Below are 18,838 nucleotides of genomic sequence, written 5' to 3' on the forward strand. Positions count from 1 at the left end.
CCGGCGGTGCCGCCGACAGCCGCGGACGGCGTCGCCGAGGTCCCGGCGACGCCCCCCGCTCCCCGTTCGCGCAAGAGTGTGACCGGCACCCGCAGGACCGTGGCGGCGCTGTTCCTGCTGCCCGCCCTGGTGCTGCTCGGCGCGCTCGTGGTCTACCCGATCGGGTACTCGGTCGTCCGCAGTTTCCAGAACGCGTCCGGCGACGGCTTCGCCGGATTCGCCAACTACAAGGCGCTGTTCACGGACGACGGCATCCGCACCGCCCTGAAGAACAACATCATCTGGGTGGTGTTCGCGCCGACCGTCTCGACCGCGCTGGGCCTCGTCTTCGCGGTGCTCACCGAACGGGTGCGCTGGGGCACGGCGTTCAAGCTGGTCGTCTTCATGCCGATGGCGATCTCGATGCTCGCCGCGGGGATCATCTTCCGGCTGGTGTACGACCAGGACCCCGACAAGGGCGTCGCGAACGCGGTGTGGGTCGGGGTCCACGACACCTTCGCGCAGTCGTCCGCGTTCCCGAAGGCGCACCTCGGCCGCGAGTCCCCGCTCATGGCACAGGGCGGCGGCTTCATCACCCGGACCGCCGTCCGCACCGGGCAGCCGGTCGCGCTGCCCCTGGTCGGGGTCGCGCCCGACCAGATGCCGGGCGGCGCGAAGCGGGCCGTACAGGCCGAGCCCCGGCCGGGGAGCGTCACCGGCACCACCTGGCAGGACTTCACGCGCGGCAAGGGCGTCGGCAGGCTCGGCGCGGTCGACCCCGCGGAGCTGGGCTACGCCGGGATGCGGATCGAGGCGGTCAGGGGCGGCACGGTGGTGGCCTCGACGAAGGCCGCCGACGACGGCACGTTCACCCTGCCCGCCCGGGCCGACGGCGCCCGGCTGCGGCTTCCGGCGGCCAACTTCAGGGAGCCGTACAACGGGGTGGACTGGCTGGGGCCGTCGCTGGTCACACCGGCGATCATCGGCGCGTACGTGTGGATGTGGGCCGGCTTCGCGATGGTGCTGATCGCGGCGGGGCTCGCGGGCCTGCCACGGGAACTGCTGGAGGCGGCGCGGGTGGACGGCGCGAACGAGTGGCAGGTCTTCCGCCGGGTCACCGTGCCGCTGCTCGCGCCGGTGCTAGCGGTGGTCACGGTCACGCTGATGATCAATGTGCTGAAGGTCTTCGACCTGGTCTTCATCATCCCGCCGGGCTCGTCCCAGGACGACGCGGACGTCCTGGCCCTGGAGCTGTACCGCAAGGGCTTCTCGGAGGACCAGCCGGGCATCGCGAGCGCGATCGCGGTGTTCCTGCTGCTGCTCGTGATCCCGGTGATGCTGTTCAACGTACGACGGCTGCGGCGGGAGGTCAGGCGATGACGACCGAGGCCCGAAGTGTGCCGAAGGCGGATCACGTCGCCGTCGTCCGGGCGCGGCGCTCTCTCGGCGCGCGGCTCGCGGAAGGTGTCGGCGGCGGTCTGGTCCGGGTGTTCCTGATCGTCGTCGGCCTGTTCTGGCTGGTGCCGACGATCGGCCTGCTGCTGTCCTCGCTGCGCTCACCGTCGGACATGAGCGCCTCCGGCTGGTGGACGGTCTTCAGCAAGCCCTCTCAGCTGACCGTCGAGAGCTACCAGAAGCTGCTGGAGAACAGTGACATCACCAACTCCCTGCTGAACACGGTTCTGATCACCGTGCCGGCGACCGTCCTGGTGGTGGTGATCGGTTCCCTGGCGGGCTACGCCTTCGCCTGGATGGAGTTCCCGGGCCGCGACTGGTGGTTCCTCGGCGTGGTCGGCCTGCTGGTCGTACCCGTACAGGTGGCACTGATCCCGATCGCGGAACTCTTCGGAAAGATCGGCCTGTTCGGCACGGTCTTCGGGGTGGTCCTCTTCCACACGGGCTTCGGTCTCCCCTTCGCGGTGTTCCTGCTGCGGAACTTCTTCGCGGAGATTCCCCGGGAGCTGCTGGAGGCGGCCCGGCTCGACGGCGCGGGCGAGCTGCGGCTGTTCACCCGGGTCGTGCTGCCGCTGGGCGGCCCGGCGATCGCGAGCCTCGGCATCTTCCAGTTCCTGTGGGTGTGGAACGACATGCTGGTCGCCCTGGTGTTCACCAAGTCGGGCTCCCAGCCGATCACGGTGGTCCTGCAGACGCAGGTACGCCAGTTCGGCAACAACATCGACGTCCTCGCGCCCGGCGCGTTCATCTCGATGGTGATCCCGCTGGCGGTGTTCTTCGCGTTCCAGCGCCAGTTCGTGTCGGGTGTCATGGCGGGTGCCGTCAAGTAGTCGTGATCGCACGGGGGTTCAGGGGTGGACCGGGGCCACGGTCCACCCCACGTCGTTCACCTGGGGTTTCCTTCGACGTTCCCCCTCATGCCGCACCCGGGCGTAACCAAACCGCACCATCGGCCGTTTTCGGGCAGTATGCCCGCGCCGACCCATGGATTCCCCTTGCCCAGGTTCAGTGTCATCGTCCCCGCGTACAAGGTTCAGGCGTACCTGGAGGAATGCCTGACCTCCGTGCTGGACCAGTCGTACCCCGATCTCGAGGTCATCGCGGTGGACGACTGCTCGCCGGACGCCTGCGGCGCCGTCATCGACGAGTTCGCCGCCCGCGACGCCCGCGTCCGCCCCCTGCACCTGCCGGAGAACGTGGGGCTCGGGCGGGCCCGCAACGCCGGGCTGGAACAGGCGAGGGGCGACTACGTCCTCTTCCTGGACGGCGACGACAGCCTGACCCCGGACGCCCTCCAGGACATCGCGGACCGGCTGAAGGAGACCTCCGAACCGGACGTCCTCGTCTTCGACTACGCCCGCACGTACTGGACGGGCAGGACGGTCCGCAACCGGCTCTCCGGTCTGCTGAGCGAGCAGGGCCCGGCGCCCTTCCGCCTCGACGACCGCCCCGGACTGCTCTCCCTGCTGATGGTGGTGTGGAACAAGGCGTACCGCCGGGAGTTCATCGAGCGCGAGGGCTTCACCTTCCCGCCGGGCTACTACGAGGACACGCCCTGGACGTTCCCGGTGCTGCTGACCGCGGAGACGATCGCCACCCTCGACCGGATCTGCGTCCACTACCGGCAGCGCCGCCAGGGCAGCATCCTCGGCTCGACCAGTCGCAGGCACTTCGATGTGTTCGACCAGTACGACCGGGTGTTCGCGCACCTGGACGCGCATCCGGAACTCGCCCGCTGGCGGCCGGCGCTGTTCAGCCGCATGGTCGACCACCTGGCCACGGTGTTCGTCCGGCGCGGCCGGCTGCCCCGGGGCAGCCACGGTGAGTTCCTGCGCCTGGCCCGCGACCACCACCGCCGCCACCGCGTCCCGGGCACCCCGCTGCGCCCGCGCCATCTGCTGGTCCGCTTCGGCGCGCACCGCACCTTCCGCCTGCTCTCCCTGGCCTCCCGTCTCGCGCGCGGCACCAGGCGCCTGGCCGCCGGGGCGGCCCGCCGGTCGGCCGCCGTGGCGCTGTGGGCGCACTACCGCCTGCAGTTGTGTCTTCCGCTGCGCGCCGACCGGGCCGTGTTCACCGCGGACGCGGGGGGCCGATACGGGTGCAACCCGGCCGCCCTGGAGTCCGCGTTCCGCAGGCTGTTCCCCCGGATCCGCACCGCGTGGATCGCCCGCCCCGAGCACCAGCACACGATCCCGGCGGCCACCCGCCGGCTGCGGCCCGGTTCGGCCGCGTACTGGACGGCACTGGCCCGCTCCCGGTACCTCGTGCACAACGCCGACTTCGGCCCGCGGCTGGTCAAGCGCCGCGGCCAGACCCTGGTCCAGACCCGGCAGGGCACCCCGCTCAAGCGCATGGGCCTGGACCTCCAGGACCGTCCGGCCGCCGCCCGCGACACCGATGTCACGCGGATGCTGCGCACCGCCGACACCTGGGACTACGTCGTGTCCGGCAACCGCCACTCCACCCTGGTGTGGGAGCGCGTGTTCCCGTCCCGCTTCACGACCCTGGAGTACGGCCTTCCGCGCAACGACGTCTTCGCGCGGGCGACCTCGGCGGACGTGACCCGGCTGCGCGAGACGTTCGGCATCCCCGCGGACGCGGTGGCGGTCCTGTACGCGCCGACCTGCCGCGACTACCGCCGCGGCCCGCGCCCCGGCCTGGACCTCGAACGCTTTCTGAGCAGGCTCGGCCCGCGCTTCGTCCTGCTGACCCGCGCGCACCCCTCGTACGGCGAGCCGCTGACGCGGGCCACCGGCGGCCGGCTGATCGACGTCAGCGACCATCCGAGCGTGGAGTCGGTGTGCCTGGCCGCGGACGCGCTGGTCACCGACTTCTCCTCACTGATGGTCGACTACGCCAACCTCGACCGGCCGATCGTGGTGTACGCAGACGACTGGGAGGCGTACGAGGCGGCCCGCGGCACCTGCTTCGACGTGCGCGCCTTCCCGCCGGGCGCGGTCGCGCGCAACGAGGACGAGCTGATCGACATCTTCGCGACCGGCCACTGGTGCGGCTCGCGCTCGGCCCGGCTGCGGGCCGCGTTCCGCGAGCGCTTCTGCCCCTACGACGACGGGCGCGCCGCCGAGCGGATCGTGCGCCGGGTCGTGCTCGGGGAGAGCGCCGAACTGCCCTCGGTCGTCCCCCCGGAGGGCCGGCACCCGGTCCCGTCCGCCGCCGCGGGGCTGTCTGCCGTACCGCTTGCCACCGTTCCGGCGCCCGGGGGTCCCGCCCGGGTCGCCGAACGCCTCTGACCCGCCTTGAGCAGACGGAGTTCCGCATGCCGCGCAGACCCACCCCCACGAGGCCGTTCACCTGGCGCCCCGCCGGACGGCCCGGGCGCTGACGTACCCGTACGCCCACGACGCACCGGCCCCGGCACCGGAACCGGGGCCCGAGAGAAAGACCAGAATGCCCCGCTTCAGCATCATCGTCCCCGCCTTCGGTGTCGCCGGCCGTCTGTCCCAGGCGCTGGACTCCGTCCTCGGCCAGTCTTTCGACGATGTCGAGGTGATCCCGGTCTGCGACGCCCCCGACTCGCCCGCGGGCACGGTCGCCGCCGCGTACGCCGAGCGGCACGGCAAGGTCGTGCCGCTCACCTCCCCGCCCGCCGGGGGCCTGGGCGTGGCCCGGACGACCGGGATGGCGGCGGCGGCCGGGACGTATCTGCTGTTCCTCGACGGCGACGACGTCCTCACGCCCGGCGCGCTGGCCGCGATCGACGCGCGGCTGACCGCGACCGGCGACGTGGACGTGCTCTTCTTCGACCACGAGCGGGTCCACTGGTGGGACACCGAGACGTCCACGCCCCCGCTGGGCCCGGCGCCCGACGGGGCGTTCGCGCCGGACCGGGCGCCGCGGCTGACCGGGGTGTCCGTGCCCGCGTGGAGTGCCGCGTACCGCCGCGCGTTCGTCACCGAGCACCGGCTCACCTTCCCGGCGAGCCACTTCACCGACATCGGGTGGGGCGGTCTGGTCACGCTCACCGCCGAACGCATGGCCGTACTGCGCTCGGTCTGCATACGGCATCTGGTGCGCCGGCAGGGCAGTCGGCTGCACAGCCCCGGCGCCCATCAGCTCGACCTCCTGGACCAGGTCGAGCTGGTCCTCGCCCGGGCCGGCGAACTCGCCCTGCCCGAGGACCGGTTGCGGCCGCTGTTCGAACAGCTCTTCTCCGCCGTGCTGAGGACCGCCGCGCATCCGGAGCGGCTGCCCGCGCATCTGCGCCGGGCGTTCTTCCGACGGGCGGGCGGCCTGTACCGGCGTCACCGTCCGGCCGGGTTCCGGCCGCCGGCGGGCAGCGTCGGGGTGCAGCACCGGCTGCTCGCGGTCGGCGCCTACGACGCCTTCCATGCGCTGCGGGCCGTCAACCAGGGCGCGGCGCGGGCGGCGAAGGAGGTGCCCCGCCCCCGGGCGGTACGCACCCGCGCCCGGTACGCGCTGCAACTGCGCCGCCCGCTCGACCCCGATCTCGCCGTGTACTGCGCGTACTGGGGCCGTGGCTATGCCTGCAACCCGGCCGCGATCCATGCCAAGGCCCGCGAACTGGCCCCGCATCTGCGCTCGGTGTTCCTGGTCGAGCCGGACGCGGTGGGCAGCCTGCCGAAGGACGTGGAGTACGCGGTGATCGGCAGCCGCGCCTCCTGGGACGTGCTCGCCCGCGCCACGTACCTGATCAACAACGCCAACTTCGCGGACGGTGTCGTCAAACGTCCCGGCAGTGTGCATCTGCAGACCCAGCACGGCACGCCGCTGAAGAAGATGGGCGTCGACCAGTCGACGTACCCGGTGGTCGCGGCCGCCTCCGGCAGCTTCGCCAAGCTGCTCGCCCGGGTGGACCGCTGGGACTACAACCTCTCCTCCAACCGGCACTCCACCCGGATGTGGGAGCGGGCGTTCCCGGGCTCGTACGAGACCCTGGAGTACGGCTATCCGCGCAATGACGTCTACTACACGGCGACCGCCGACGACGTGGCCCGCGTCCGCCGCGAGCTGGGCGTCCCGGAGGGCAGGACGGCCCTGCTGTACGCGCCCACGCACCGCGACCACAGCAGCGGCTTCGACGCGCCTCTCGATCTGGCGGCGTTCTGCGAGGCGATCGGCGAGGAGTACGTGGTGCTGCTGCGCGCCCACTACTTCTACGACCGGGGCACGGCACGGGACGACGGCCGGATCATCGACGTCACCGGACACCGCTCCTCGGAGGACGTCTGTCTGGCCGCCGACGCCCTGATCACGGACTACTCGTCGATCATGTTCGACTACGCCAACCTGGACCGGCCGATCGTCGTGTACGCGGACGACTGGGACGTCTACCGGGAGATCCGGGGCGTCTACCTGGACCTGATGGAGGCGCCGCCGGGGCGGGTGGCGCGTACGCCCGAGGAGCTGACGGCCGTCTTCCGCGACGGCACGTACGCGGACGCCTCCGCCGCCGCCCTGCGCACCGCCTTCCGGCAGCGCTTCTGCCAGTTCGACGACGGGCGCGCCGCCGAACGCGTGGTGCGCCGGGTGCTGCTGGGCGAGCCGCCCGAGTCGATCCCGCCCGTGATCCCGCTCGCCGAGCGCGTCCCGGCCCCGGCCCACTCCCTCGTGAGGAGCTGACCCACGTGCCCCGCTTCAGCGTCATCGTCCCCGTCTTCAAGGTGCAGGGCTTCCTCGGCGAGTGCCTCGACTCGGTGCTCGGGCAGTCGTACACGGACTTCGAGGTGATCGCCGTCGACGACCGCTCGCCCGACGGCTGCGGAGCGATCCTCGACGAGTACGCCGAGCGCGACCCGCGCGTCCGGGTGCTGCACCTGCCCGAGAACGTCGGCCTCGGCCGGGCCCGCAACGCCGGGACGGCGCACGCCGGCGGGGACTATCTGTTCTTCCTCGACAGCGACGACACGCTCACCCCGGGGGCGCTGCGCGCGATCGCGGACCGGCTGGAGGAGACCCGGGACCCGGACGTCCTCGTCTTCGACTACGCCCGCACCTACTGGTGGGGCGGCACCCGGCGCAACGCCCTGGCCCGGGTGCTCACCGAGGCGGGCGAGGGGACCTTCACCGCGGAGGAACGCCCCGAGATCCTCGAACTGCTGATGGTGGTGTGGAACAAGGTCTACCGCCGGGACTACGTCACCGCGCACGACCTCGTCTTCCCGCCGGGCTACTACGAGGACACGCCCTGGACCTTCCCCGCGCTGCTGAGCGCCCGCCGGATCGCGGTCCTCGACCGGATCTGCCTGAACTACCGGCAGCGCCGGCAGGGCAACATCCTGTCCACCACCAGCCGTAAGCACTTCGACATCCACGACCAGTACGAGCGGGTCTTCGCCTATGTCGACGCCCACCCGGAGCTGGCCCGCTGGCGCCCCTGTCTGCACCGCAAGATGGGCGAACACTGCCTGGACATCCTCGCCAAACCGGACCGGCTGCCCGCGTCCGCCAAGGGCGAGTTCTTCCGCCGCACCGCCGAGCTGTTCCGTGAGCACCGCACGGAGGAGCCGGTCCCCGCGGACCTGCGCGTCCTCCAGGGCGGCTACGCCCGCTACCGGGCCCGGCAGCGGGCCGCCGCGCTCGGCGGCCTGCTCGGGCGGCGGGGCGGGCAGGCCCGCGCGGCGGCGGCCGGCCGGGTCAAGAAGGGCTGGTTCCGGGCGCACGCGCTGCGGCCGCTGGACCCGGAGCTGGCCCTCTACTCGGCGTTCTCCCACCGAGGGGTGCTCGGGGACCCGGCCGCGATCCATCGCGCGGCCCGGGAGCTCGCCCCGCACATCCGGGGCGTGTGGGTCGTGCGCGCGGACCAGGTGGAGCACCTTCCGCCGGACATCGAGTACGTGCTGCCGGACTCCCTGGGCTACCACCGTCTCGCCGCGCGGGCCATGTACTTCGTCAACAACATCAACTGGCCCGGCACCCTGGTCAAGCGCCCCGGCAGCGTCCATGTCCACACCCATCAGGGCACCCCGCTGACGTACCAGGGGGTGGATCTGCTGGACAAGCCGGGCGCCCGGTTCGGTACGGACGTGCCGCAGATGCTGCGCCGCGCGGACCGCTGGGACTACAGCCTGGTCGCCAACCGCCACGCCGAGCTGGTCTGGGACCGTGCCTTCCCCTGCCACTTCACCTCGGTGCGCACCGGCAGTCCCCGCAACGACGTCCTGGTGGGCGCGCGGCCCGGCGACGGGGCCGCTTTCCGGTCCCGGCACGGCATCCCCGGGGACCACACGGTCGTGCTGTACGCGCCGGCCCGCCGGGACCACGTCCGGGGCGGCCACGCCGACCGCTTCGACCTGGCCCGGTTCGCCGAGGACCTGGGGGCGGGCCACACCCTGGTCGTCCGTCTGCATCCCTCGCTGGCGGAGGGTCCGGCCCGCGGCATGGGCCTGGCCGAGCTGCACCGGCGCGGAGTGCTGGTCGACGCCACCGACGAGGCGCACGTCGAGGAGGTCATGCTCGCCTCGGACGTGCTGGTCTCGGACTACTCGGCCCTGATGTTCGACTACGCCAACCTGGACCGGCCGATCGTCGTGCACGCCGACGACTGGGGCGCGTGCACGGCGGCCCGGGGCGCCTATGTCGACATCACGGCGGACGCGCCGGGTCATGTCACGCGCGCGTACCGGGAGCTGGCGTCCCTGTTCGCCTCGGGGCGCTGGCAGGACGCGGAGTCCGCGCGGCTGCGGGCCGGCTTCCGGGAGCGGTTCTGCGAGTTCGAGGACGGGCAGGCGGCCCGGCGGGTGGTGCGGATGCTGATGCTGGGCGAGCCGGACGTCCCGGTGTCGATCCCGGCCCCGGCGGCGGGCGAACTGGATGCGCTGACCACCACATGAGAACGTGCCCGGCGCCGGGCGAGATGCTCACCGGCGCCGGGCACGGGACTGTGGTCACCCGACGGGTTGCCTGACGGGTTGCCCGACTGGTTACTCGACGACCAGCTCGACCGGGATGTTGCCGCGGGTCGCGTTGGAGTAGGGGCAGACCTGGTGGGCCTGCTCGACCAGCTTGCGGCCGGTCTCCTGGTCCACCGACTCGGGCAGCTCCACGCGCAGCGTGACCGCGAGGCCGAAGGCCTCGCCCTGCTTGCCGATGCTCACCTCGCCGGTCACCGCGGCGTCGCTGACGTCGACCTTGGCCGCGCGGCCGACGAGGCCGAGGGCGCTGGCGAAGCAGGCCGCGTACCCGGCCGCGAACAGCTGCTCGGGGTTGGTGCCCTTGCCGTTGCCGCCCATCTCCACCGGAACGGCCAGGTCGAGGTCGAGCTTGCCGTCGGAGCTGACGGCGCGGCCGTCGCGGCCGTGGGTGGCGGTGGCGACAGCGGTGTAGAGCGCGTCCATGGAAAACCATCCCTTTCGAAGTCTCTTCGGGCGGCCGGTCCTGCTCTCCGTCCGGACCGCCTTACGGACACCATTAGAGCACACAATTCAATTGTGCACAACTGAACGGCGCGCGGCAGAGCTACCCTGGAGCCATGACGACGACGCCGACACCCAGCACGGCGGTCTCCGAGGCCTCTGCGGCCGAGGAGTACCTGCGCCTCGACCACCAGATCTGCTTCTCGCTGCATGCCGCCGCCCGCGCCTTCAACGGCGTGTACCGCGTCGTGCTCAAGGAGCTGGGCCTCACCTACCCCCAGTACCTGGTGATGCTGGTGCTGTGGGAGCGGGGGGAGCTGCCGGTGAAGAAGCTCGGCGAGCATCTGCGGCTGGACTCCGGGACGCTGTCACCGCTGCTGAAGCGGCTGGAGGCGGCGGGCCTGGTGCGACGCGAGCGCAGCAGCGAGGACGAGCGGTCCGTGCATGTGCACCTCACGGACGACGGCATGGCGCTGAAGGAGCGCGCGCTGCTGGTGCCGCGCCGGATCGCCGCGGCGACGGGCTTCGACCTGGCGGAGATCACGAACCTGCGGGGCCGCCTCGACGAGCTGACCCGGATGCTGGACGCGGCGGCGCTGAACGAGACTCCGGAGTGCTTCTAGGGCGTACGTAGAGTCGAAGGGTGACGCCGCGGTGGACATACTCCGCGCGGGTGACGAACTCCTCGCGCACCACCGCGAGTTTGGCGCGGTCGGTGGCGTTCCAGGGGGTCCAGGAGGGCCGTAGCGCATACCGCTCGCCGACCACCCAGACGTACCCCAGTCCGCCGAGCCGCCGCCGCAGCTCCCGGGGGCCGACCTCGCGCCCGTACAGCGTCCCGCCGGCGGCCGCGGGCACGTCCAGCGCCACGTCCCGGACCCCCCGGAACCCGGCGGGATAGGCCAGCGCCGACCGCCGTTCCAGTGAGGGCAGGAACAGCACGGGATCCCCGGGCCGCACCGTGCGGCCCACGGCGGCGGAGACGGCGGCCAGGTCATCGGGCCGGTTGGCGGCCCTTCGGTCGGCCCTGAGCAGCGGAAACTGCACGACCAGCACCCCGCAGACGAGAACCGCCCCGACCAGGGCCCCCAGATGACGGCGCCCGGCCGGGCGGGCGCCGGGGGCGGGAGGCCGCCCCGGGACGGCGCGGGCACGGGGCACGGAGAGCCGCCGCAGGACCGGGCGGGCACCGGACGCGGGGACCCCCGGCCGTTCCCGCACCGCCACCGCCGTCCCGTGCGGCACCGGCCGGCGCGGCGCGAGGGGCGCGGGGCCGCGCACGATCACCCCGGCGGTGCCCGGACAGCCGCCGTGCGCCGCGGGAGGCGTCGCCCCGGCGGACCGGCGAAGCACCCCGGCCACCCGCTCGGCACCGGCCGCGACCAGCAGGGGCGCCCCGGCCAGCGAATACAGCACATACCGGTCGTCGTACAGCGGGCTGATCAGGGAGACCGCCATCAGCACCGCCGGCGGGACCAGCATCAACGGCAGCGCCACCCCGGCCGGCGACGGCCCGCGCCATGCGCCGGGTCCGCGCACCGCCAGCGCCATCAGCACCAGACAGGGCCCCAGGACCGCCCACGACGGCCCCGCGAACTCCCGCAGCAGCCGCTCCGCGCTCCGTCCGTCGGGCGGTGTCAGCCATGCCACCTGCGCCGACTGCCCCCGCGACACCAGCGCCAGGGGCAGCAGCAGCACGGCCACCGCCCCGGCCGCGCAGGCCCACCCACGCCACACCCTGCCCGGCACCCGCGCGAGCGCCAGCGTGCAGGCGTGCGCGAGGAGCACCAGCACCGCGAACTCGTGCAGCAGACAGGTGACGGCGAGAACGAGCCCGTACGGCCACCAGCTCCCGCCCCGCACCGCCCGCAGAAGCAGCAGCGTCGCGCCCGCGACCCCGGCCGCGACCAGCGCGTAGCTGCGTCCCTCCTGGGCGTAGTGCCCGACCATCGGCGTGACCGCGTACAGCAGCCCCGCCCACAGCCCCACCCGCGGCCGGCACAGCCGGGTGCCCAGCGCGGCGACCAGGCCCGCCGTCGCGGCCGCCCCGCAGACCGAGGGCAGCCGCAGCAGCACCTCACCCGGGCGGAGGGCCAGGACGCCGTGCATCAGCAGGTAGTACAGGCCGTGCACCGCGTCCACGTGGTGCAGCATCCGCCAGATCTGCGCGGGCGAGCGGCGCGCGACCTGGAACGTGGCCGCCTCGTCGCGCCATATGCCGCCGCGGTCCAGTCCCCACAGCCCGAGCGCGAACATGACCGCCACGGGCACGAGGACGGCCACGCGCTCCGTACACCTCACCGCTGACCGACTCATGGGAGGCATTCAACATGTACCGACTTAGTACTATTAACTAACCTTTGCTGCTTATTGACGGCGTATCTGCACCCTCACGACATCTGGGCGGCTTACCATCCGGGCTTGATGAGTGCCTTGAAGAGTGCCATGGAGCCCCCCGCACCCCCGTCCGCGCCGAAGTCGCGGCCACCGTTGTGGAAGAGGGGCCGTACGACACATCGGTTGCTTCTTCTCGCCACCGGCTGGCTCACCACCCGGGCGGTGATGCTGTGGCTGCTGGCGCACGACCAGTACCCCCTGCTCGGCCGGGGCGGGGTCGCACGCGAGGTGTGGGCGCTGTACTTCCACTGGTACGGCGTCCTCTCGCACGGCAGGTTCCCCTCGGGTGACCACCTGTGGCAGTACCCGCCGGGAGCGGGCGCGGTGCTGCTGTCGCCCGCGCTGCTGCCGGGCCTGACGTACTTTCAGGCGTTCGTCGTCCTCACCCTGTTCACCGACGCCGTGATCACGCTCGCCCTCGCCCGCGCGGGCACCCGCCCGGACCGCTCCCTGCGCGGCGCGGTGCTGTGGACGGCGGGCCTGCCCCTGCTGCTGCACGTCCCGCTCGCCCGCTACGACGTCCAGGTCACCGCCTTCGCGGTCATCTCCCTGCTGGCGGTGTCCCGTCGGCCGCGCGTGGGCGGCGCGTTCGCGGCACTGGGCGCCCTGGTGAAGGTGTGGCCGGCGCTGGCGCTCCTCGGCACCCCGCGCGGCCGCGGCACCCGCGAGGCATGGACGGCGGCCGTGGTCACGGTGGTCACGCTGCTCGCCCTGCTCGTGGCCCTGTTCCGCAACCCGCTCGACTTCCTGCGCCAGCAGGGCGGCCGGGGTGTGCAGATCGAGTCGCTCGGCGGCACCGCGCTCATGCTGGCGCGCCGGGCCGGCTGGCCGGGGCGCACCCGCTACCAGTACGGGGCCGTCGAGTTCGTCGGCCCGCATGTGCACGCGGTCGCCGTCTGCTCGCTGGGGCTGACCGCGGTGGCCTTCGCCCTGCTGCTGCTGTGGCGGCTGCGGACCCGCCGCTGGACGCCCGCGACCCCGTACGACGCGGCGCTCGCGGCCGTTCTGCTGTTCACGGTGACGAGCCGGGTCATCAGCCCGCAGTACATGGTGTGGCTGATCGGACTGACCGCGGTCTGCATGACCTCCCGGCACACGACCCAGCGCGTGGTGGCCCCGCTCGTCCTCGCGGCGAGCGCGGTGAGCACGATGGAGTACCCCGCCCTCTACGGGGACGTCATCAACTGCACCTGGCTGGGCTGCGCGCTCATGGTCGTACGCAACGGGCTGCTGGCGTCCGCGGCGGTCCTGTCGTTCGTCCTGCTGTGGCGTTCGGGACGCCCCGCCCCGGAACGGCCGGAATCGGACACCCCGCCGCGGAACCCCGACCGCATTCCTGCCGTCTTCCACACAGGCGGTTAATTGGCTCTTAACAGATAATTACCAGGCTTCCCTAGGCTTCGGCTCGTGGATTCGATGCACCCTCACGATGCGCAGGTCAGCGTCGTCGTCATCGGTTACGACGACGCTCCTCATGTGACCGCCGCGGTGCGCTCGGCTCTGGCCCAGGGCGGGATCGTCCGCGAGGTGATCGCGGTCGACGACTGCTCGACGGACGGCAGCCCCGAGCTGCTGGACGCCCTCGCGGCCGAGGACCGGCGGGTGAAAGTCGTGCGCAGAACCACCAACAGCGGCGGCTGCGGCACCCCGCGCAACGACGGGATCGACGCGGCGACCGCCCCGTATCTGATGTTCCTGGACAGCGACGACGTACTGCCGCCCGGCGCGGTGGACGCGCTGCTCATGGCGGCCGTCGCGCACGGCACCCCGGTCGCCGCCGGCCTGTGCGTGCGCCGCGAGCTGCCGTCCGGCCGCGAGGTCCCCTGGCAGCCGGAGCTGTACGAGCGGCCCGCGCTGGTCTCCCACCCCTCCCGGCGTCCCCGCCTGGCGCACGACACGCTGTGCGTCAACAAGCTGTACCGCACCGACTTTCTGCGCGAGCACGACATCCGCTTCCCCGAAGGCCGCTTCCCCTACGAGGACTTCGTGTTCACCGCGCGCGTGCTGGCCGCGGGACCGAGCATCGCCCTGGTGCCGGAGACCGTCTACGTCTGGCATGTGCGCCGCTCGGCGCGACGGCTGTCGATCTCCCTCGACCGCGCCGACGTCGACAACTGGAAGGCACGTATGGAGGCCAACCGGCAGGCGTACGAGATCCTGCTGGGCGCCGGCGAGAAGCGGCTCGCACGAGCCGCGCGCGCGGCCTTCCTGGACCGCGGGCTGCGCATGTACGCGCGGGAACTCCCGCTGCGTGAAGCCGAGTACCGCGGTGCGTGGTGGACGCTCACGCGCGCGTACCTGTCGGACTTCGACACCGCCGACCTCGCGCAGGCGTCCGTACCCGGGCGGGTCGTGGCGCAGGTGGTGCTCGCCGCCGGGCAGCCCCGCGATCTGCACCGGATCAAGGAGCTGGCGGCCCGCCCGGCGCGGCTGACCCCGCCCTACGCGCAGACCGAGGACGGCGCTCCCGTCTGGTCGGCGGATCTGCCCGAGGTCCGGCTGGAGCATCTGCTGCACCGCCCCATGCGGCACCTTCCGGTCGCCGTCGACGCGGATCTGCGCCCGGGCGTGCGTACCGCCCGGCTGCGGCTGCGCCTGCACGAGCTGTACGGGCGGGTGGAGAACGCGCGGCCGTACCGGGTGGACGTGCAGTTCGTGCAGCGCGAGGACGACACCCGGGTGGGCCTCACCGCGACGGCCGCGCTCAGGCGGGACGCGGACCACGGCGGCTGGACGGCCGAGACCCCGGTCGACCTCGCGGCGCTCGGCGCCGGGACCTGGGACCTGAACCTGACGCTCCGCTTCGACGACGGCACCAGCCGCGACACCACGGCCCACGCCCTGGACGGCGCCGGCCGGCTGGGCCGCCGCGCGGTGCCGAGCCTGCGGCACGGGGTGCTGCTGGTGCAGCCGTACGCGACGCACTCCGGGGCGCTCGCCCTGCGGGTGGCGCCGGGCGTACGAGGAGTGACATCGGTCGTGGGCCGCCGGCTCCGCCGCCTGCTTCACTGGAAATGACCGCAGACAGACGCTGGGCCAACTGACGAGGAGACGGCCGGACATGACTTGGCTGATCACCGGCGGCGCCGGTTACATCGGGGCGCACGTCGTCCGCGCGATGACCGCGGCGGGCGAACGCGCCGTGGTGTACGACGACCTGTCCACGGGCATCGCCGAACGCCTGCCCGCGGAGGTGCCGCTGGTGGTGGGCTCCACGCTGGACGGCGAACTGCTGCGCCGCACGCTGGCGGAGCACGCGGTGAGCGGGGTGGTGCACCTCGCGGCGAAGAAACAGGTGGGCGAGTCGGTCGAGCTGCCGCTGCACTACTACCGCGAGAACGTGGAGGGCCTGCGGGTCCTGCTGGAGGCGGTGACGGAGTTCGGGGTTCCCTCTTTCGTGTTCTCCTCCTCCGCCGCGGTGTACGGCATGCCGGACGTCGATCTGGTGACGGAGGACACGCCGTGCGTCCCGATGTCGCCGTACGGCGAGACGAAGCTGGCCGGCGAGTGGCTGGTCCGCGCGACGAACCGCGCCACGGGACTCGCGACGGCGTCCCTGCGTTACTTCAACGTGGCGGGCGCGGCGGCCCCGGAGCTCGCCGACATCGGCGTCTTCAACCTCGTCCCCATGGTCTTCGAGCGGCTGACGCAGAACGCGGCACCGCGCATCTTCGGTGACGACTACGCGACCCCCGACGGCACCGGCGTCCGCGACTACATCCATGTGGTCGACCTCGCGGAGGCCCATGTGGCCGCGGCTCGCGCGCTCCGGGCCGCCCCCGGCACGGACCTCACCCTCAACATCGGCCGCGGGGAAGGCGTGTCGGTGCGCGAGATGATCGACCGCATCAACGCGATCACGGGCTACGACACCCCGCCGACCGTCACCGCCCGCCGCCCCGGCGACCCAGCCCGCGTCGTCGCCTCGGCCGACCGCGCGGCCGAACGACTGGGCTGGACGGCGAAGCACGACGTCGAGGACATGATCGCGTCCGCCTGGGAGGGCTGGGTCCGCAGGCATCCGGGGGCGGCGCGGCGGTAGGACGCTCAGGCCTCCACGGTCGGCGAGAGTTCGGGGAGCTGCGGAAACGTGACGCCCGTCAGCTCCTCGGACACCGTCCACAGGCGCCGGGCCACGTCCGGGGCACTGGCCGCGTGCGAGCGGCCGACCAGGGTCGGGGCGCCGCGCATCTCACTCATGCCGTCGGGGCCGACGTAGCTCACACCGGGCAGATCCTGGGTCGCGGCGTACAGGGTCGGCAGCGCGCCCCCCTTGTCGTCCTGGGCGAACAGGCGGTTGCCGACCTGCATCGCGACCCGCCGCAGGGCGTTGGCGTCATGGCCCTGGAGGTTGGTAGAGGCCCAGCCCGGGTGCGCGGGGCCAGGGCCCGTACGCGCGAGCCGGCCTCGGTCAGGCGGCGCTGCAGCTCCAGGGTGAACAGCAGGTTGGCCAGCTTGGACTGCGCGTAGGCCGCCATCGGGGTGTACTCGCCGGTCAGGTTCAGGTTCTCGAAGTGGATGCGCGCGCCGGGATACCGGTGCATGCCCGACGACACGGTGACCACGCGGTCCCTGACGTACGGCAGCAGCAGGTTCGTCAGGGCGAAGTGACCCAGATGGTTGGTGCCGAACTGGGTCTCGAAGCCGTCTTTGGTGCTGCCCTCCGGGACGTTCATGACACCGGCGTTGTTGACGAGCACGTCGATGTCACCTCGCCACCCGTCCGCGAACTCGCGCACGGACGCCAGGTCGGCCAGATCGAGACGGCGCACCTCGAGGTGTCCCTTCGCGCCGCGCACGGTGGCGGCGGCCGCCTCGCCGCGCCTCGGGTCGCGGACAGCGAGCACCACGCGGGCACCGGCCCGGGCGAGGGCGTCGACGGCGGCGAGGCCTATACCGCTGTTGGCGCCGGTGACGACGATGGTGCGGCCGGTCTGGTCGGCGATGTCACCGGCGTTCCATTTGGTCTGCTTCTTGCTCTGAGTCGTGGGCATACAGGCAAAAGTAGGCGTCGCCAACAATGATGTCAACGACAACAATAGTGCCACCGCCAACAAAGTAGGCGTCGCCCACATCCCGGCTACACTGATCTGCATGCACACTCGACGCCGTTACCACCACGGAGACCTCCGCGCCGCGCTGCTGACCCGCGCCGAGGAGACGCTCCGAGAGAAGGGACCGGCCGCACTGTCCCTCCGCGAACTCGCGCGCGACCTCGGCGTGAGCCACGCGGCGCCGAGCCGCCACTTCAAGGACAAACAGGCACTGCTGGACGCGCTCGCACTGGTCGGCTTCGACCGGCTCGCGGGGTCGATGACGACGGCGCTGCAGGAGACGGGCAGGTCCTTCGCCGAACGCCTGAGAGCGGGGGCGCGTGCCTACGTGGACTTCGCCACCGCCAACGCGGAGCTGCTGGACCTCATGTACTCGATCAAGCACACCCCCGAGGCGTCCGAGGAGCTGAGCGCCGCGGCCCAGCGGTGGACCGAGGAGATGACGGGCCTCATCGTCGACGCGCAGCGTCGCGGCGAAGTGCGCGAGGGCTCCCCGGAGCGCGTGGGCATCGGGGTCTTCTCCACCCTGCACGGCTACGCCACCCTCGCGGCGAGCGACTCCCTGCCGCCGGACGTGTGCACACAGGACCTGGACGAACTGGTCGCGTACATCCTCCGGGGCTGCGCTCCGGAGGAGAGCGCATGACGCGCCCGAGCCCCACCCGGCGGGCGATCGCCACCGTCCTCGGCTCGACCGTCGGTGACGCGCTGGGCGCACCCTTCGAGTTCGGACCCGAGGGCGCGTTCTCGGCCCGCTTTCCCCGGCCGGGCCACGGCGGCGAGATGTGCGGGGGCGGCGGCTGGGACCCCGGCGAGGCGACCGACGACACACAGAGGACCCCCTCGCCGCGCTCCCGGAGACTCTCGCGGCCGTGCACCCCGGCCATCGCGCCCGCTTCGCGGCCGTCCTGGCCCCCGACTGGCATCCGGACCGGGCGACGGAGCAACGGGGCAATCTGGCCCTGCCTCGGCTCCGCCGTCTGGGCGCTGCGGACCACGACGTCGTACGAAGACGCCGTACGCGCCGCCGTCGACCTCGGCGGCGACACGGACACGGTCGCCGCGGTGACCGGCGGCCTGGCCGGCGCGGTGTACGGCCCGGACGCCCTCCCCGAGCGGTGGACGGAACCGCTCCACGTACCCCTGCCGGGCTTCGGCGACCGCACCCTGCGCACGCCCCAACTCAGCGCCCTGGCCGGGCCGGGGGTGGAGGCCAGGGGGAAGGCGTCGATCCACCGGTCCAGGCCGACGGACTCCGGGGGCGCGTCGGACCCGCGGTCGTAGCTCATCCCGAAGCCGGCGTATTCGAGGAAGACATGGAAGGAGGCGTGCGGGTGGTACGCGGCGTACGCCACCGCTCCCGCGGCCGCCTCGGCGGCGTCCGCGAGGACCGCCCGCGCCTCCGGGGTGGCCAGGTCGGGGGTCTGCACCGAGAGCGCGCCCAGACAGTCGAGGAACTCCTCGGCGATCCCCCACCACTCGTACGTGGTCATCCGGCCGGCCCTGGACATCGAGCGGGCCAGCGAGCCGATCCTGTCGGCGAAGTCCTCACGGGCCGCCGCGAGGGCGGCCTCCCCCACCTGGTGTCGTTCCATCCGCACGGCCGCCCGCTCCCCCGCT

General features: G+C 72.6%; 13 protein-coding genes and 1 pseudogene. 11 read left to right on the top strand and 3 right to left on the bottom strand.

The annotated features are described in order from the left end of the window. Positions 1 to 78: 78 nt before the first annotated feature. The 5 genes from AB0L95_RS24520 to AB0L95_RS24540 all read left to right on the top strand — a co-directional run bounded on the left by AB0L95_RS24520 (position 79) and on the right by AB0L95_RS24540 (position 9,245). Complete coding sequence (locus tag AB0L95_RS24520; RefSeq protein WP_365164564.1) at positions 79 to 1,359, top strand: sugar ABC transporter permease; 1,281 nt, start codon at positions 79 to 81, stop codon at positions 1,357 to 1,359. Further along, positions 1,356 to 2,264: a carbohydrate ABC transporter permease gene (locus AB0L95_RS24525; RefSeq protein WP_365164466.1), complete on the top strand. Its 909-nt coding sequence runs from the start codon at positions 1,356 to 1,358 to the stop codon at positions 2,262 to 2,264. Before AB0L95_RS24520 ends, AB0L95_RS24525 begins: the two co-directional genes overlap by 4 nt. 165 nt (positions 2,265 to 2,429) lie before the next feature. Continuing rightward, on the top strand, positions 2,430 to 4,685 hold the full coding sequence (locus tag AB0L95_RS24530) for a bifunctional glycosyltransferase family 2 protein/CDP-glycerol:glycerophosphate glycerophosphotransferase (RefSeq protein WP_365164468.1): 2,256 nt from the start codon (positions 2,430 to 2,432) through the stop codon (positions 4,683 to 4,685). Positions 4,686 to 4,842: 157 nt separating this feature from the next. Next, positions 4,843 to 7,035, top strand: coding sequence for a CDP-glycerol glycerophosphotransferase family protein (locus AB0L95_RS24535; RefSeq protein WP_365164470.1), 2,193 nt, complete (start codon positions 4,843 to 4,845; stop codon positions 7,033 to 7,035). Between the two features lie 5 nt (positions 7,036 to 7,040). Then, positions 7,041 to 9,245 carry a CDP-glycerol glycerophosphotransferase family protein gene (locus AB0L95_RS24540; protein ID WP_365164473.1) on the top strand — a complete coding sequence of 735 codons (2,205 nt, stop codon included), beginning with the start codon at positions 7,041 to 7,043 and terminating at the stop codon, positions 9,243 to 9,245. A gap of 90 nt (positions 9,246 to 9,335) precedes the next feature. On the opposite strand, the gene AB0L95_RS24545 is transcribed toward AB0L95_RS24540, so the two are convergent. Further along, a complete protein-coding gene (locus AB0L95_RS24545) occupies positions 9,336 to 9,749 on the bottom strand; it encodes an organic hydroperoxide resistance protein (RefSeq protein WP_365164476.1) in 414 nt (137 codons plus the stop codon). A gap of 134 nt (positions 9,750 to 9,883) precedes the next feature. On the opposite strand from AB0L95_RS24545, the gene AB0L95_RS24550 reads away from it, so the two are divergent. Beyond that, positions 9,884 to 10,390 carry a MarR family transcriptional regulator gene (locus AB0L95_RS24550; protein WP_365164479.1) on the top strand — a complete coding sequence of 169 codons (507 nt, stop codon included), beginning with the start codon at positions 9,884 to 9,886 and terminating at the stop codon, positions 10,388 to 10,390. Here AB0L95_RS24550 and AB0L95_RS24555 read toward each other — a convergent pair. Then, positions 10,308 to 12,050, bottom strand: a complete 1,743-nt coding sequence (locus tag AB0L95_RS24555) for a glycosyltransferase family 39 protein (RefSeq protein ID WP_365164481.1) — start codon at positions 12,048 to 12,050, stop codon at positions 10,308 to 10,310. The two genes, AB0L95_RS24550 and AB0L95_RS24555, sit on opposite strands and share 83 nt — an antisense overlap. Positions 12,051 to 12,329: 279 nt before the next feature. Here AB0L95_RS24555 and AB0L95_RS24560 point away from each other — a divergent pair, with 279 nt between their 5' ends. Genes AB0L95_RS24560 through galE form a run of 3 tightly spaced genes read left to right on the top strand, consistent with a single transcriptional unit; the run spans position 12,330 to position 16,206 of the window. Further along, positions 12,330 to 13,526 (top strand): glycosyltransferase family 87 protein, encoded by a 1,197-nt coding sequence (locus AB0L95_RS24560; protein ID WP_365164567.1) that lies wholly within the window; start codon positions 12,330 to 12,332, stop codon positions 13,524 to 13,526. A 54-nt stretch (positions 13,527 to 13,580) separates the two neighbouring features. After that, on the top strand, positions 13,581 to 15,182 hold the full coding sequence (locus tag AB0L95_RS24565) for a glycosyltransferase family 2 protein (RefSeq protein ID WP_365164569.1): 1,602 nt from the start codon (positions 13,581 to 13,583) through the stop codon (positions 15,180 to 15,182). A 43-nt stretch (positions 15,183 to 15,225) separates the two neighbouring features. Next, complete coding sequence (galE, locus tag AB0L95_RS24570) at positions 15,226 to 16,206, top strand: UDP-glucose 4-epimerase GalE (RefSeq protein WP_365164484.1); 981 nt, start codon at positions 15,226 to 15,228, stop codon at positions 16,204 to 16,206. A 5-nt stretch (positions 16,207 to 16,211) separates the two neighbouring features. On the opposite strand, the pseudogene AB0L95_RS24575 reads toward galE, so the two are convergent. Next, positions 16,212 to 17,158: pseudogene (locus tag AB0L95_RS24575) on the bottom strand (oxidoreductase). 100 nt (positions 17,159 to 17,258) lie between these two features. On the opposite strand from AB0L95_RS24575, the gene AB0L95_RS24580 reads away from it, so the two are divergent. Further along, positions 17,259 to 17,864, top strand: a complete 606-nt coding sequence (locus AB0L95_RS24580; protein WP_365164486.1) for a TetR/AcrR family transcriptional regulator — start codon at positions 17,259 to 17,261, stop codon at positions 17,862 to 17,864. Beyond that, positions 17,861 to 18,502: an ADP-ribosylglycohydrolase family protein gene (locus tag AB0L95_RS24585; RefSeq protein WP_365164488.1), complete on the top strand. Its 642-nt coding sequence runs from the start codon at positions 17,861 to 17,863 to the stop codon at positions 18,500 to 18,502. Before AB0L95_RS24580 ends, AB0L95_RS24585 begins: the two co-directional genes overlap by 4 nt. Positions 18,503 to 18,838 lie beyond the last annotated feature (336 nt).

The organism is Streptomyces sp. NPDC052036, assembly GCF_040680495.1.
Classification (GTDB): domain Bacteria; phylum Actinomycetota; class Actinomycetes; order Streptomycetales; family Streptomycetaceae; genus Streptomyces.

Excerpts from the sequence above, each read along its gene's own strand:
- AB0L95_RS24560 (WP_365164567.1), top strand. The coding sequence starts at position 12,330 with ATGCTGTGGCTGCTGGCGCACGACCAGTACCCCCTGCTCGGCCGGGGC.
- galE (WP_365164484.1), top strand. The coding sequence starts at position 15,226 with ATGACTTGGCTGATCACCGGCGGCGCCGGTTACATCGGGGCGCACGTC.
- AB0L95_RS24550 (WP_365164479.1), top strand. The coding sequence starts at position 9,884 with ATGACGACGACGCCGACACCCAGCACGGCGGTCTCCGAGGCCTCTGCG.
- AB0L95_RS24580 (WP_365164486.1), top strand. The coding sequence starts at position 17,259 with ATGCACACTCGACGCCGTTACCACCACGGAGACCTCCGCGCCGCGCTG.
- AB0L95_RS24525 (WP_365164466.1), top strand. The coding sequence starts at position 1,356 with ATGACGACCGAGGCCCGAAGTGTGCCGAAGGCGGATCACGTCGCCGTC.
- AB0L95_RS24545 (WP_365164476.1), bottom strand. The coding sequence starts at position 9,749 with ATGGACGCGCTCTACACCGCTGTCGCCACCGCCACCCACGGCCGCGAC.
- AB0L95_RS24585 (WP_365164488.1), top strand. The coding sequence starts at position 17,861 with ATGACGCGCCCGAGCCCCACCCGGCGGGCGATCGCCACCGTCCTCGGC.
- AB0L95_RS24565 (WP_365164569.1), top strand. The coding sequence starts at position 13,581 with ATGCACCCTCACGATGCGCAGGTCAGCGTCGTCGTCATCGGTTACGAC.
- AB0L95_RS24535 (WP_365164470.1), top strand. The coding sequence starts at position 4,843 with ATGCCCCGCTTCAGCATCATCGTCCCCGCCTTCGGTGTCGCCGGCCGT.